Origin of the sequence: Neisseria sp. LACPHL-SPEC-2024-00856, from assembly GCF_047915665.1 — a bacterium.
In the GTDB taxonomy this organism is placed as follows: Bacteria; Pseudomonadota; Gammaproteobacteria; order Burkholderiales; family Neisseriaceae; genus Neisseria; species Neisseria polysaccharea.
The window spans coordinates 63,648-78,756 of sequence record NZ_JBLRPR010000009.1; the positions used below are offsets into that span (position 1 = coordinate 63,648).

General features: G+C 54.3%; 13 protein-coding genes and 1 other annotated feature. Of the genes, 7 read left to right on the top strand and 6 right to left on the bottom strand.

Features of this window, described 5'->3' with window-relative positions; genetic code table 11:
- Nucleotides 1-28 precede the first annotated feature (28 nt).
- Nucleotides 29-523 (top strand): hypothetical protein, encoded by a 495-nt coding sequence (locus tag ACNAU7_RS08530; protein WP_301817959.1) that lies wholly within the window; start codon nt 29-31, stop codon nt 521-523.
- A 71-nt stretch (nt 524-594) separates the two neighbouring features.
- Here the strand turns inward: ACNAU7_RS08530 and purE are convergent, their stop codons facing one another.
- Genes purE through ACNAU7_RS08550 form a run of 4 tightly spaced genes read right to left on the bottom strand, consistent with a single transcriptional unit; the run spans nt 595 to nt 2,705 of the window.
- Complete coding sequence (gene purE / locus ACNAU7_RS08535; protein ID WP_416301953.1) at nt 595-1,080, bottom strand: 5-(carboxyamino)imidazole ribonucleotide mutase; 486 nt, start codon at nt 1,078-1,080, stop codon at nt 595-597.
- A 47-nt stretch (nt 1,081-1,127) separates the two neighbouring features.
- Entirely contained in the window at nt 1,128-1,841 is a 714-nt protein-coding gene (locus ACNAU7_RS08540; RefSeq protein WP_416301954.1) for a tetratricopeptide repeat protein, read from the bottom strand.
- Nucleotides 1,841-2,509, bottom strand: a complete 669-nt coding sequence (locus ACNAU7_RS08545; protein WP_416301955.1) for a class I SAM-dependent methyltransferase — start codon at nt 2,507-2,509, stop codon at nt 1,841-1,843. Before ACNAU7_RS08545 ends, ACNAU7_RS08540 begins: the two co-directional genes overlap by 1 nt.
- A gap of 10 nt (nt 2,510-2,519) precedes the next feature.
- Nucleotides 2,520-2,705 (bottom strand): DUF3460 family protein, encoded by a 186-nt coding sequence (locus ACNAU7_RS08550; RefSeq protein ID WP_002213027.1) that lies wholly within the window; start codon nt 2,703-2,705, stop codon nt 2,520-2,522.
- 143 nt (nt 2,706-2,848) lie between these two features.
- On the opposite strand from ACNAU7_RS08550, the gene mutL reads away from it, so the two are divergent.
- The 4 genes from mutL (at nt 2,849) to yddG (ending at nt 8,503) form a co-directional block, all read left to right on the top strand.
- A complete protein-coding gene (gene mutL, locus ACNAU7_RS08555; protein ID WP_416301956.1) occupies nt 2,849-4,825 on the top strand; it encodes a DNA mismatch repair endonuclease MutL in 1,977 nt (658 codons plus the stop codon).
- Nucleotides 4,826-4,919: 94 nt separating this feature from the next.
- The gene (gene dnaX / locus ACNAU7_RS08560; protein WP_416301957.1) at nt 4,920-7,049 is read left to right on the top strand and encodes a DNA polymerase III subunit gamma/tau; all 2,130 of its coding nucleotides are present in this window, start codon (nt 4,920-4,922) and stop codon (nt 7,047-7,049) included.
- Nucleotides 6,109-6,148 (top strand) — a sequence feature (This ribosomal frameshift element is known only in the genus Neisseria.). Its footprint overlaps the gene before it by 40 nt.
- Before the next feature lie 79 nt (nt 7,050-7,128).
- Nucleotides 7,129-7,464: a YbaB/EbfC family nucleoid-associated protein gene (locus ACNAU7_RS08565; protein WP_416301958.1), complete on the top strand. Its 336-nt coding sequence runs from the start codon at nt 7,129-7,131 to the stop codon at nt 7,462-7,464.
- 124 nt (nt 7,465-7,588) lie between these two features.
- The gene (yddG, locus tag ACNAU7_RS08570) at nt 7,589-8,503 is read left to right on the top strand and encodes an aromatic amino acid DMT transporter YddG (RefSeq protein ID WP_416301965.1); all 915 of its coding nucleotides are present in this window, start codon (nt 7,589-7,591) and stop codon (nt 8,501-8,503) included.
- Between the two features lie 131 nt (nt 8,504-8,634).
- On the opposite strand, the gene recA is transcribed toward yddG, so the two are convergent.
- Together recA and ACNAU7_RS08580 are read right to left on the bottom strand one after the other, a co-directional pair.
- The gene (recA, locus tag ACNAU7_RS08575) at nt 8,635-9,681 is read right to left on the bottom strand and encodes a recombinase RecA (RefSeq protein ID WP_002213013.1); all 1,047 of its coding nucleotides are present in this window, start codon (nt 9,679-9,681) and stop codon (nt 8,635-8,637) included.
- A 166-nt stretch (nt 9,682-9,847) separates the two neighbouring features.
- Complete coding sequence (locus ACNAU7_RS08580) at nt 9,848-11,758, bottom strand: alpha-amylase family protein (RefSeq protein WP_416301959.1); 1,911 nt, start codon at nt 11,756-11,758, stop codon at nt 9,848-9,850.
- Nucleotides 11,759-12,019: 261 nt separating this feature from the next.
- Here ACNAU7_RS08580 and aroD point away from each other — a divergent pair, with 261 nt between their 5' ends.
- Nucleotides 12,020-12,784 (top strand): type I 3-dehydroquinate dehydratase, encoded by a 765-nt coding sequence (gene aroD / locus ACNAU7_RS08585; protein ID WP_416301960.1) that lies wholly within the window; start codon nt 12,020-12,022, stop codon nt 12,782-12,784.
- A 19-nt stretch (nt 12,785-12,803) separates the two neighbouring features.
- On the top strand, nt 12,804-14,819 hold the full coding sequence (gene rep, locus ACNAU7_RS08590; protein WP_416301961.1) for a DNA helicase Rep: 2,016 nt from the start codon (nt 12,804-12,806) through the stop codon (nt 14,817-14,819).
- Nucleotides 14,820-15,109 lie beyond the last annotated feature (290 nt).

Here is a 15,109-nt window from a genome sequence, read left to right on the forward strand (position 1 = left end):
CCAAAGAAATACGAAAAGGATACTAATTATGATATTTGGATGTAAGAAATTTTTTGCTATTGAAGTAACCAAGCTACCAATAAAATCCTATTATTCCACAATACCATTGAGAATTTGGATAAATTCTATACCGCTAGGAACATTTAATGATGAGACCTATATTCCCGTATTTATAGCCCGCCTTGAGCGATGTTTATCGAATCAAATTAGATTACCGGAAGATATTATTAATTCCAATACCAATAGGAAATTTTATTATCTAATCAATGATGAGACCACTAGTGAATATATTGTAGGGCTTGGGGATTCATTTGATGATTATCAAATGTATTATTTTAATAATAAAAATCGTGTTTCATTTTTATGGAAATTACGTGAAAATACATTTTCAAATTATAGCTATGAATACGATTGCAACGATTTATTTGAGTTTGAATTAGAGAAGAAGATAATTGAAAATAGTATACTAATTTTTAAGGAAGCTATCGATAATAATATTAAATATAATATTGTGAAAATATAAGATGGAAAAATGCCGTCTGAAACCCGAAACAGGGCTTCAGACGGCATTTGTGTATTCGCGGACGGCGGGTTTTAAATCTGTTCCAATTCCATATTCAAAACAGTCTGTTCTTGTTTGGCTCGGAAGTCTGCCAGTTTTTGCGCCAGTTCGGGATTTTCATTGACCAGCATGGAAACGGCAAACAATGCCGCATTGGCCGCGCCTGCCTCGCCGATGGCGAATGTGGCGACGGGTACGCCTTTGGGCATTTGTACAATCGATAAAAGCGAATCTTCGCCGCGCAGGTATTTGCTGGGGACGGGTACGCCCAAAACGGGGACGGTGGTCTTGGCGGCAACCATGCCGGGTAAATGCGCCGCACCGCCCGCACCCGCGATGATGGCTTTGATGCCGCGCTCCCGTGCGGTTTCAGCGTATTGGAACATTAAATCCGGAGTGCGGTGTGCGGAAACGACGCGCGCCTCATATTCTACGCCGAACTCTTCAAGAAACTGCGCTGCCTGCTGCATAACGGGCCAATCGCTGTTGCTGCCCATGATGATGCCGATTTGTATCATAAATCCTCCTTGGTGCGGATGGGGTAAAAAGCGGAAAAATGGAAAAACTATCGTTTGCGTATGGCTGCGGCGGCGCGTTTTGCCGCCGGGCTGCCCGGGTAAGCCTGTATCAAACCGCGCCAGGTCGATCTTGCAATGTCTTTTTGCTGAAGCCTGTATTGGCATTCGCCGATTTTGAATATGGCTTCGGGCGCGGTTGGGCTGTCTTTGAAACGGTTGGCGTAACGCCCTCCGATTTCGATGACAGATTCACAGTTCCCCATACGCGCCCTGCTTTGTAGCAACAGGTACATACTGCGTTGCGCGATGCTGCCGCCGTCTCCGCCGTCCGCGCCTTTCAATAAGGCGGCTGCGGCGGCGAACCTGCCGTTTTGATAGTGTTTGAGTGCCTGATTGTAGAGGTTTTGTGCGGTTTCGACGGTATGTGCGGATGCGCTGCCGCCTTCGGTATTGAGGTAATGCTCTTTCAATTTGCGGTCGTCGAGTTTTTGGACGTATGTCCTGCCGGAAGGGTGTGTTTTCGCATGCTCCAGTGCTTTGACTTTGCCGTTTAAGGTTTCCACTTCGTTCGACAGCCGGACGATTTTGCCTTCCAGATAGTCCAAACGGTCTTGCAGAGTGGGAACGGGATAGGGAATGCCGTCTGAAGCATTTTCCCGTATCGGCATTTCGGTTTGGCTGCCTGTCGGAACGGGTGAAACGGAAGCACAGGAGGCGGACACAGACAGCCAAATGATAAAAAGCGGTAATTTGGTCTTCATTATTTTTTCAGAAGCAGGGTCAAGCCGTCGCCGACGGGCAGGGTGATGGGGACGATGCGCGGGTCGTTCGGCAGGTTTTGATTGAAATCTTTGAGGATGCCGACACTGGGCGGCGCATCGGAAGCGGCCTCGCGCATCACCCTTCCGTTCAACAAAATATTGTCGATGGCGATGATGCCGCCTTGCCGGACGAGTTTGAGGCAGCGCTCGAAATATTGCGGCGTGGGCGGTTTGTCTGCGTCTATCAGTGCCAAATCGTAGCTTCCGACTTCACCCTGTGCAATCAAATCATCCAATGTCAGCAATGCGGGTTGCAGGTACAGGCTGATTTTATGTGCCACACCGGCCTCGTTCCAAACCTGACGCGCCGTATCGGTAAAGGTTACATTGATGTCACAGGCGGTAATCCGCCCGTGTTCGGGCAGCGCCAATGCAAGCGCGGTGCTGCTGTATCCGGTAAATACGCCGACTTCCAGATATTTTTCCGCGCGAATCAGCTTTGCCAGCCAAACCAAAACCGCCGCCTGTTCGCGCGCAATCGCCATTTTGCCCATACGGTGATGCCCGGTCTTCTCGCGCAGCCGCGTCAAAACGGGATGTTCGGGTTCGCCGATGGCGTTCAAATAGTTTTGCAGGTCCGGTGCGACATTGGACAGATTGGTCGTCATTTCGGCGGGTTCAGTCTTGGTAATAGGTATAAGGTTTTTTCGCTACTTTTGCCGCCTCGAAGTTTTCCTGTTCTTCGGGATTGAGTTCGACATCCCACAAAAGCCCCCTGTTTTCCAAACGCTGCTGTTCCAACTCGGGTTTTTCTTCGATCAGGCGGTTGAGGAATTGTGTGGCATCGGATTGGTAGTGATACATCTTTGTGCTCCAATTTTACGGGATACTGCGTGATTATACTGGTATTTTCCAAACGGGATAAACGGCTTTTATCAAGAATACGGGCAGAAAAGTAAGGGGTTTTATTATAGAATGAAGCGTTTTTTGCAACGGAAGCCTACCTTATGTCCCGAATCGCCGCCCTGCCCGACCATCTTGTCAACCAAATCGCCGCCGGCGAAGTGGTCGAACGCCCTGCCAACGCCTTGAAAGAAATTGTTGAAAACAGTATCGATGCAGGCGCGACGGCGATTGATGTCGAGCTGGCGGGCGGCGGCATCCGTCTCATCCGCGTCAGCGACAACGGCAGCGGTATCCATCCGGACGACATCGGGCTTGCGCTCCACCGCCACGCCACCAGCAAAATCAAAACTTTAAACGATTTGGAACACGTTGCCAGTATGGGTTTTCGCGGCGAAGGTTTGGCCAGTATCGCCTCCGTCAGCCGCCTGACCCTGACCAGCCGACAAGAAGACAGCACGCACGCAACCCAAGTCAAAGCAGAAGACGGCAAACTCAGCAGCCCCACCGCCGCCGCCCACCCCGTCGGCACGACCATCGAAGCCGCCGAACTCTTCTTCAACACTCCCGCGCGGCGCAAGTTCCTCAAATCTGAAGCCACCGAATACGCCCACTGCGCCACCATGCTCGAACGCCTCGCGCTGGCGCATCCGCACATTGCCTTCTCGCTCAAACGCGACGGCAAACAAGTGTTCAAACTCCCGACCCAAAGCCTGCATGAACGGATTGCCGCCATTGTCGGCGATGACTTTCAGACGGCATCCCTGGAAATCGACAGCGGCAACGGCGCATTGCGGCTCTATGGCGCGATTGCCAAGCCGACTTTCGCCAAAGGCAAAACCGACAAACAATACTGCTTCGTCAACCATCGTTTTGTCCGTGACAAAGTGATGCTCCACGCCGTCAAGCAGGCATACCGCGACGTATTGCACAACGCGCTGACGCCTGCTTTCGTCCTCTTCCTCGACCTGCCGCCCGAAGCCGTGGATGTCAACGTCCATCCGACCAAAACCGAAATCCGCTTCCGCGACAGCCGGCAGGTGCACCAACTCGTGTTCCACACGCTCAACAAAGCCCTTGCCGACACGCGCGCCGACTTAACCGAAAGCGTCGGCAACGCAGGCGAAGTGTTGCATGACATTACCGGCGTTGTCTCCAACCAAATGCCGTCTGAAAGCGGCGGCGAAAATCTGTTTGATCGCGCATCCGACTACCCGGCGGGCAACAAACCCGATACGCGCAATGCCTTTGGTTCATCAGGCAAAACCGCGCCTATGCCCTATCAAGCCGCTCGCTCGCCGCAACAACGCAGCCTGTCCCTGCGCGAAAGCCGCGCGGCCATGAATACTTACGCCGAGCTTTACAAAAAAACCGACGACATCGACCTTGAGTTGAGCCAATTCGAGCAGGCACGTTTCGGCAATATGCCGTCTGAAACGCCTACCCAAAAAACAGATATGCCGCTTTCAGACGGCCTTCCATCACAATCCGAATTGCCGCCACTCGGCTTTGCCATTGCCCAATTACTTGGCATCTACATCCTTGCCCAAGCAGAAGACAGCCTATTGCTCATCGATATGCACGCCGCTGCCGAACGCGTCAACTACGAAAAAATGAAACGCCAACGGCAGGAAAACGGCAAGCTGCAAAGCCAACGCCTGCTTATTCCCGTAACCTTTGCCGCGTCCCACGAAGAATGCGCCGCCCTTGCCGATTATGCCGAAACGCTGGCAGGCTTCGGCTTGGAATTGTCCGATATGGGCGGCAACACCCTCGCCGTCCGCGCCGTACCCGCAATGTTGGGCAAATCCGACGTTGTCTCGCTCGCCCGCGACGTATTGGGCGAACTCGCCCAAGTCGGCAGCAGCCAAACCATCGAAGAACACGAAAACCACATCCTCGCCACCATGTCCTGCCACGGCTCCGTCCGCGCCGGCCGTCAGCTGACCCTGCCTGAAATGAATGCGCTCCTGCGCGATATGGAAAATACGCCGCGCAGCAACCAGTGCAACCACGGCCGTCCGACTTGGGTCAAACTGACATTAAAAGAATTGGACGCACTGTTCTTGCGCGGACAATAAGCCGAAAGTGCTAGAATACGCCGCCCGAGACCGCCGTTCAGACGGCATTCCGACGCACCGACAGAAACATCACGACCGAAACCAAGAGAAAAATATGGCCTATCAAGTTCTCGCCCGAAAATGGCGGCCCAAAACCTTTGCCGACTTAGTCGGTCAGGAACACGTCGTCAAAGCCTTGCAAAACGCCTTGGACGAAGGCAGGCTGCACCACGCCTACCTGCTGACCGGTACGCGCGGCGTAGGTAAAACCACCATCGCCCGCATCCTTGCCAAAAGCCTCAACTGCGAAAACGCGCAACACGGCGAACCTTGCGGCGTATGCGAAAGCTGTACGCAGATCGATGCCGGACGCTACGTCGACCTGCTGGAAATCGACGCCGCCTCCAACACAGGCATCGACAACATCCGCGAAGTATTGGAAAACGCCCAATACGCGCCGACCGCCGGCAAATACAAAGTCTATATCATCGACGAAGTGCATATGCTTTCCAAAAGCGCGTTCAACGCCATGCTCAAAACGCTGGAAGAGCCGCCCGAACACGTCAAATTCATCCTTGCCACGACCGATCCGCATAAAGTTCCCGTTACCGTCTTGAGCCGCTGCCTGCAATTTGTCTTGCGCAACATGACTTCGCAGCAGGTTGCCGACCACCTTGCCCACGTCCTCGACAGCGAAAAAATTGCCTACGAACCCGCCGCCCTGCAACTTTTGGGACGCGCCGCCGCCGGATCGATGCGCGATGCCTTGAGCCTGCTCGACCAAGCCATCGCCCTAGGTTCGGGCAAAGTTGCCGAACAAGATGTCCGCCAAATGATTGGTGCGGTTGACAAACAATACCTTTACGAACTGCTGACAGGCATCATCAACCAAGACGGCGCAGCCCTGACCGCAAAAGCGCAGGAAATGGCGGCGTGTGCCGTCGGCTTTGACAATGCCTTGGGCGAACTTGCCATACTGCTGCAACATCTCGCCCTGATACAGGCAGTCCCCTCCGCCTTGGCGCACGACGATCCCGATTCCGATATTTTGCACCGCCTCGCCCAAACCATAGGCGGCGAACAAATCCAGCTTTACTACCAAATCGCCGTCCACGGCAAACGCGACCTGGGCCTCGCCCCCGACGAATACGCCGGCTTTATGATGACCCTGCTGCGTATGCTGGCATTTGCGCCCTTGGCGGCAGCTTCGTGTGATGCAAACGCCGTGATTGAAAATACCGAACTTCAATCCCCATCGGCACAAACCGCCGAAAAGGAAACCGCCGCAAAAAAGCCCCAACCGCGCCCTGAAACGGAAACCACCCAAACGCCCGTTCAGACGGCATCCGCAGCGGCAATGCCGTCTGAAGGCAAAACCGCCGAACCCGTTACCAATCAAGAAAACAACGATGTTCCGCCTTGGGAAGACGCGCCGGACGAAGCCCAAACCGCAGCCTGCACGGCGCAAGCATCGGCAAAAAGCATTCAGACGGCATCCGAAGCCGGAACGCCGCCCGAAAACCAAGTTTCCAAGAACAAGGCAGCCGACAGCGAAACCGATGCCCCCTTGTCCGAAACGCCGTCTGAAAACCCCATTCAGGCAACACCGAATGATGAAGCCGTTGAAACGGAAGCATTTGCACACGAAGCCCCTGCAAAACCTTTCTACGGTTACGGCATTCCGGATAATGACTGCCCCGTAGAAGACGGCGCAGAAATCCCGCCGTCCGATTGGGAACATGCCGCCCCTGCCGATACCGCAGGCGGAGGCGCGGACGAAGAAGCAGAAGCAGGCGGCATCGGCGGAAACAACACGCCGTCCGCCCCGCCGCCCGAATTTTCCACCGAAAACTGGGCAGCCATCGTCCGGCATTTCGCCCGCAAACTCGGCGCGGCGCAAATGCCGGCGCAACACTCCGCGTGGACGGAATACCATCCCGACACCGGCCTGATGGTTTTGGCGATGACCGCCGAAGCCCGCGCCACCGCCGACAAAAAACGTCTCGACAAAATCCGCAACACCCTTGCCCAAGCCTACGGGCTGCAACTCACCCTGCAAACCCAAGACTGGCACGACGAAGCCGGCCGGGAAACCCCCGCGATGCAGGACAAGCGCGTCCAAGCCGAAGACAGGCAAAAAGCACAAGCATTGCTCGAAGCCGACCCCGTCGCACAAAAAATCCTCCAAGCATTCGGCGCGCAATGGCAGCCCGAATCACTGGAATTGGCGGCAAACCGGCCATAAACAGATATAATGCCGCCCGAACCCTTCGGACGGCATTGCCGTTTCCCTTATTCAATCAAAACAGACAGGAGTTTTACCTATGTTCGGAAAAGCCGGATTAGGCGGCCTGATGAAACAGGCGCAGCAAATGCAGGAAAATATGAAAAAAGCGCAAGCCAAACTTGCCGAAACCGAAATCGAAGGCGAAGCAGGCAACGGCTTGGTTAAAGTCGTGATGACCTGTTCCCATGTCGTCCGCAAAATCGACATCAGCCCCGAGCTGATTCAGGAAGCCGCAGACGACAAAGAAATGCTCGAAGACCTCGTCCTTGCCGCGTTCAATGCCGCCTCCAACAAAGCTGAAGAAACCACCGGCAAAACCATGGGCGCTTTCACCCAAGGGCTGCCTGCAGGCATGGGCGACTTCTTCCGCTGATCCGACTGACGCTGCAAAAATATAAATGCCGTCTGAAACCTTGTTCAGACGGCATTTTCCGTTTGACAGAGAATACGCGTGCGGATACTGTCGGTATATTAAACAAAATTTTCCTTTAAGCACCATGCTTTCCAGATTCCAACAAAACCTCACACCCAAACAGGCGACCGCCGTCGGGCTGCTTGCCGTCGCCTTTTGGAGTTCGGTCATCGGACTCATCCGCACCGTCAGCCTGCATATGGGCGCGGTCGGCGGTGCAGCGATAATGTACAGTCTGGCAACCGTGTTGATTTTGATGATTTTCGGCAAACCGAATCTGAGCCGCTTCAGCAAGAGCTACCTGTTTTGGGCCAGCCTTTTCTTCGTCGGGTGCGAACTGTGCCTGTCGCTGTCCGTCGGTTTCGCCCAAAACGCCCGCCAAACCGTCGAGGTCGGCATGGTCAATTATTTGTGGCCGACCTTTACCATTATCGGCGCCGTCCTGTTCAACAGGCAGCCGGCGAAATGGTGGATTGCCTTAGGCTTTATCCTGTCTTTCGCCGGTATCGCAGTCGTATTGGGCGGAGAAGGTGGATTTTCCGTCTCTGGAATGATAGCCAACATACGCACCAATCCGACAAGCTACATCATGGCGCTTTCGGACGCGCTGTTCTGGGCGGCATACTGTACGCTGACCGCACGCGCCAAAGTACAGGGCAATGCCGTCGGCTTCTTCTTCCTGCTCGTATCCTGCATCCTGTGGGCAAAATATTTTTCAGACGGCATCGACAGCCTGAATTTCGACACTGCCTCCCTGCTCTATACCGTCTCCGCCGCATCCTGTCTGGGTTTGGGTTACGCCGTTTGGAACATCGGCATCTCGAGCGGCAACATGACCGTCCTGGCAGGCGCATCCTATTTCATCCCGATTTTCTCCGCCATGATTTCATCCATGCTGCTACATACACCACTGCCCGTCGAATTTTGGCAGGGCGCAGTTATGGTCTGCTTCGGCTCGTCCGTCTGCTGGCTGGCAACACGAAGCGGTAAGAAAACTTAGGCGGCTGTCCGAACCCATACTCGAAACGGAAAATGCCGTCCGAACCCCGACAAAACGGTTTCAGACGGCATGACGTATCAAGAAAAACGGCACTCTTTGGCGGAAGTGCCGTTTTTTCTTGATTTCAAACCTTATTCTTCGGGGCGTTCGCCGTCGGTTTCGTCCTGCGTCCCTTCGGTGATGTGCATTTCTACGCCGTTGAGGGCGCGGATTTTTGCGTCGATTTCATTGGCGACTTCGGGATTTTCCTTCAGCCAGACGCGGACGTTGTCTTTGCCCTGACCGATTTTCGCGCCGTTGTAGCTGTACCACGCGCCGGATTTGTTGATGATGTCGTTTTTTACGCCGATGTCGATCAATTCGCCTTCCCAACTGATGCCTTCTCCGTAGAGGATGTCAAACTCTGCCTGACGGAACGGGGGGGCGACTTTGTTTTTGATGACTTTGACGCGGGTTTCGTTGCCCAATACTTCTTCGCCTTTTTTGATGGATCCGGTGCGGCGGATGTCGAGGCGGACGGAAGAATAGAATTTCAGCGCGTTGCCGCCGGTGGTGGTCTCAGGGCTGCCGAACATTACGCCGATCTTCATCCGGATTTGGTTGATGAACACAACCAGCGTATTGGTTTTTTTGATGTGTCCGGTCAGTTTGCGCAAAGCCTGGCTCATCAGGCGCGCCTGCAGTCCGACGTGGCTGTCGCCCATATCGCCTTCGATTTCGGCTTTAGGGACGAGTGCGGCGACGGAATCGACGACTACCATATCTATGCCGCCCGAACGGACGAGTGTGTCGCAGATTTCCAAAGCCTGTTCGCCAGTATCGGGCTGGGACAGGTAAAGCTCTTCGACTTTTACGCCGAGTTTGCGGGCGTAAACGGGATCAAAGGCGTGTTCGGCATCGACAAAGGCGCACACGCCGCCGTTTTTCTGGCATTGGGCGACGGCTTCGAGGCAGAGGGTGGTTTTGCCGGAGGATTCGGGGCCGAAGATTTCGACGATGCGCCCGCGCGGCAGACCGCCGACTCCGAGGGCGAGGTCTAATCCGAGCGATCCGGTGGAAATGACTTCGAGGTTTTCTTCCTGCTGGCTGCCGTCCATTTTCATGATGGCGCCTTTGCCGAAACTTTTTTCGATTTGCGCCAGTGCGGCGGCAAGGGCTTTGCTTTTGTCGTCTGACATTGGGGTTACTCCGGAACAAATGCGGTATGTGGGATGCGGCGCAACACGGGCTGCGGCGCGGGATGTGATGGGCGGCTATTATCGCATGTTTCCCTTTTGGGGACTACCGTCCGCTTCGGCACAAATGCCGTCTGAAACGGTTCAGACGGCATTCGGGAAGCGTGCGTCAGGCGATTTCGAGCCACATGACCTGATAGGGCTGAAGCGTCAAATCCTGATTCAGGCTGACAGTTTTGCCGCCGATGAGGTCGTGCGCCTTGAAGGGCATGGCTTGCAGGGTATGCGCGGTAACGGTTTGCGGATATTCGCTGAAGTTACCGAATGCCAAAAGCGCGTTGTTGCGGATGTAGCCGATGATGTGTTTGTTGTTGGTGTTGAAAGTAACCAGCCTGCCGCCGTCGAAGCGCGGATTGCTTTTGCGGACAGCAATCATATGGCGCAAGCCCTGATAGATTTGCCCGGCTGCGGTCGACGGATCGTTGCGTTGCGCGTACAGGGCTTCGTTGTAGCGCGGACGGTGCGCCCAACGGCTGTCGTCGCTTTTGTTGCTGTCTTGCACCCAGCCGTCGTCGTTGGGCGTGCCGACTTCGTCGCCGAGGTAAATCAGGGGCAGCCCGCCGGTACTCAATGCGATGCTGTACAAAAGTTTGATGCGGCTGACGGCGTGGGGGTCATTTTGAGCCAAGCCTGCCAATGCGGCGGACGTACCGCTGACGCGGCAGTCGCCCGTGTTGGGGTTGTATTGGAAGGGTACGCCGCGCGCGAAGCTGCCGTCGAAACGGTTGACGAAGAAGCGGTTGAGGAATTGGCGGTGGTCGTAACCGCTTATGCCCAGATATGCCGCGTCTTCGTCGGCAAAAGTCCAGCCGATGTCGTCGTGGCTGCGGACGTAGTTGACCCAGGCGGTATGCTCGGGCAGGTTGTGGCGGTAGGTCAGCGCCTGATGGAGCAGGTTGACTTCGCGCGTGGCAAGCGTGTTCCACAACAATGCCATTTGCAGGGGGTTGTAGCCGATTTGGCATTCTTCCTGCCCGATGTATTGGACGACTTGGTCGGGGTGAACGATGGCTTCGGATTGGAAGAACACGGCGGGCGCGGCAATACGCATAACGGCATTGAACGCGCGGATGAGGGCGTGCGCCTGCGGCAGGTTTTCGCAGCTTGTCCCCATTTGTTTCCAAATAAAGGCAACCGCATCCATACGCAAGATATCAACGCCCAAGTTGGCAAGGAACAGCATTTCACCCGCCATTGCGCGGAATACCCACGGGTTGCTGTAATTCAAGTCCCATTGGAAGGAATTGAACGTCGTCCACACCCAGCGTCCGTCTTCCAGTTGCGAGAAGCCGCCCGGGTGCTGGTCAGGGAAGATTTCGCGCAGGGTGCGGTCGTATTGGTCGGGCATCCGGCGGTCGGGGAAAATATAGTAGAAATTGTCGAAAAGCGGGTCGCCGGCGGCGCAGCGTTGCGCCCATTCGTGTTCGTTGGAGGTGTGGTTGAAGATGAAATCGACAACGGCGGAAATACCGGCTTCGTGCAGCGCGGCAATGACTTCGCGCAAGTCGTCTATTGTGCCCAGTGCCGGATTGACATCGCGGTAGCTGCTGACCGCATAGCCGCCGTCGCTTTTGCCTTCAGGGCATTTAAACAGCGGCATCAGGTGCAGATAAGTCAAACCAAGCTCTTGAAAATAAGGAATTTTATCTTTCAATCCCTTCAAATCGCCGGCAAACAAATCAACGTAGCACACGCCGCCAACTTGTTTGTTGGACAAAATCCAATCGGGGTTGTTTTCGCGTTCGATGTCAATGTTTTTCAGGGACGCGCTGCGTTGGGAATAGCTCTGCCATACCTGCGCCAGCAGCATTTCCAGCATAGGCAGCAGGGCTTCGTTGTTGCCGTACACGCTGTCGAGTTCGTTCATCAATTTGTGGAAATGCGTATCCATGCGGCGCGAAAACTGCTGCCAGTCTTCCGATTTTTCGATGCCGGCGCGCTGTTCAGGCGTGTAGATGTCCAAGATGCGCGTTTTGAGGTGCTGTAAAATCAAACCGACTTGCTGCGTGGGGGTCAACATGATGCCTGCTCCGATTCTGAAGTTTCCGACCGGCGGTCTGCCGCCGTATCCTGCAAATGCCGTGTAGGGCGTGTCGTGCAATCATACTGCAAGAACTGCGGACTGACTAGAAAAGACAGGGCTTGTGCCAAGTCTGCATTCCGATATGCGGATGCTGCTTGATTCATATCAAGCCGGCCGCACAGAAATGCCGTCTGAAACATTGCCTGTGCCTTTGCTATAATTGCGTCTTTACCGTTCCCTTCAGCCGCAACAACCGCCATGCACACCAGCCTGACCGTCAAAAATACCGTTATCGGAAGCGGACGCACCAAAATCGCCGTGCCGCTTGTCGCCCGCGATGCCGCCGAACTTTCCGCCGTACTTGACCAAATCAAAAACCTGCCCTTCGACATCGTCGAGTTCCGCGCCGACTTTTTGGAATGCGCGGGCAGCATCGGCGAAGTATTGCGCCACACGCAGACCGTCCGCGACGCGCTGCCCGACAAGCCGCTGCTGTTTACGTTCAGACGGCATGGCGAAGGCGGCGCGTTCCCGTGTTCGGACGGTTATTATTTTGAACTGCTCGACGCGCTGATCGAAAGCCGCCTGCCCGACATCATCGACATCGAGCTGTTTGCCGGCGAAACCGCCGTCCGGCGCGCCGTGGCGGATGCTCAAAAAAACGGCATCGCCGCCCTGCTCTGCAATCATGAGTTTCACCGCACGCCGCCGCAAGAAGAAATCGTATGCCGTCTGAAACAGATGGAGGACTGCGGCGCGGACATCTGCAAAATCGCGGTGATGCCGCAAAGCGCGGAAGATGTGCTGACTTTGCTTTCCGCCACACTCAAAGCGAAACAGCTTGCCGCCAAACCGATTGTTACGATGTCGATGGGGCAAAAGGGGGCGGTCAGCCGCCTTACCGGACAGGTGTTCGGCTCAAGCATCACATTCGGTTCGGGAACGCAAAACTCCGCGCCGGGGCAAATCGGCGTATCCGCCCTCCGTGCGGCACTCGACTGCCTCGAAAGCGGCGCAGACTGATTTCAGACGGCATCAAGACATGATGAAACTCAATCCCCAACAGCTCGAAGCCGTCCGTTACCTCGGCGGCCCCCTGCTCGTCCTTGCCGGCGCAGGCAGCGGCAAAACCGGCGTGATTACTCAAAAAATCAAGCACTTGATTGTCAATGTCGGCTATCTGCCGCATACCGTCGCCGCAATTACCTTTACCAACAAAGCCGCTGCGGAAATGCAGGAGCGCGTCGCCAAAATGCTGCCCAAGTCGCAAACGCGCGGGCTGACGATTTGCACGTTCCACTCTTTGGGCATGAAGATTCTGCGCGAAGAGGCAAACCATATCGGTTACAAAAAAAACTTCTCCATCCTCGATTCCACTGACAGCGCGAAAATCATCGGCGAACTTTTGGGCGGCACGGGAAAAGAAGCCTTATTCAAAGCGCAGCATCAGATTTCCTTGTGGAAAAACGATTTAAAAACGCCTGAAGATGTCGTTCAGACGGCATCGAACATTTGGGAACAACAAACCGCACGCGTGTATGCGAGCTATCAGGAAACCTTACAAAGCTATCAGGCAGTGGACTTCGACGACTTAATCCGCCTGCCCGCCGTACTGTTACAGCAAAATAGCGAAGTGCGCAACAAATGGCAGCGGCGGCTGCGTTATCTGCTGGTTGACGAATGCCAAGATACGAATACCTGCCAATTTACGTTGATGAAACTTCTGACCGGCGCGGAAGGTATGTTTACCGCCGTCGGCGACGACGACCAGTCCATCTACGCATGGCGCGGTGCGAACATGGAAAACCTGCGTAAAATGCAGGAAAACTATCCGCAGATGAAGGTCATCAAACTGGAGCAAAACTACCGCTCCACCGCGCGGATTCTCAAAATCGCCAACAAAGTCATCGAAAACAACCCCAAGCTGTTTACCAAAAAACTTTGGTCGCAATTGGGCGAAGGCGAGCCCGTCAAAGTCGTTGCCTGCCAAAACGAGCAGCACGAAGCCGACTGGGTCGTCAGCCAAATCGTCAAACAAAAACTCATCGGCGGCGACAAAACCCAATATGCCGATTTCGCCGTGTTATACCGCGGAAAACATCAGGCACGGATTTTCGAGGAAGCATTACGCGGCGCGCGCATCCCCTACCGTCTCTCCGGCGGACAAAGCTTTTTCGACAAAGCCGAAATCAAAGACGTGTTGTCTTATGTGCGGCTGCTTGCCAACCCCAACGACGATCCCGCCTTTCTGCGTGCCGTTACCACGCCCAAACGCGGCATCGGCGATGTAACGCTGGGCAAGCTCAACACTTACGCGCACGAACACGAATGCAGCCTGTATGAAGCCGCGCAAAACGAAGAAGCCCTTGCCACGCTGAACAATACCAACCGCCAACACCTGCAAGCCTTTATGGATATGTTCGGCAGCTACCGCGCCAAAGCCGAAACAGGCGAAGCAGGCGAGTTCATCAACAGCCTGCTCGAAGAAATCGACTATGAAAACCACCTGCTTGCCAGTGAAGAAGGCAAAGCTGGCGAAATCAAATGGCGCAACATCGGCGATTTGGTATCATGGTTTGCACGAAAAGGCGGGGAAGACGGCAAAAACATCATCGAACTCGCCCAAACCGTCGCCTTGATGACGCTTTTGGAAGGAAAAGACGAAGAAGAAACCGATGCCGTCTCGCTATCCACGCTACACGCCGCCAAAGGTTTGGAGTATCCGTATGTTTTCCTTGTCGGTTGCGAAGAAGGTGTTTTGCCGCACAACGACAGCATCGAAGAAGGCAACGTCGAAGAAGAACGCCGCCTGATGTACGTCGGCATCACCCGCGCCAAACGCCGGCTCACACTGACCCACTGCGTCAAACGCAAAAAACAAGGCATATGGCAATTCCCCGAACCCAGCCGCTTCATAGACGAAATGCCGCAGGAAGATTTGAAAATCCTAGGCCGCAAAGGCGGCGAGCCGATTGTCAGCAAGGAAGAAGGCAGACGCAACCTTGCCGATATAATCGGAAGGCTCGACAGCATGAAAAAAGGCGGTCAGGCGGATTAAACCAAGATAGGGAAAAGAAGCCGGAGACAATTTGCAGCTCGAGATATGGAGGGGTCTTCTTTGTATCACAATCAACTGAATAAGAGTCAGATGAATAAGAGAAGAAATGATGGTGGCTTCTGTCATTCATATGACCCCAACAATGTCAAAGATGGAAGAACTTTTATATCTAAAGATGACATTGAGTTAAAAATGAGTCAGGGAAAAACAGCAGAAGTTGACTCCAAAGGACATATGATAAATAATACTCATATGATAAATAATACTCACTAGAAATATGAACAGCAAAA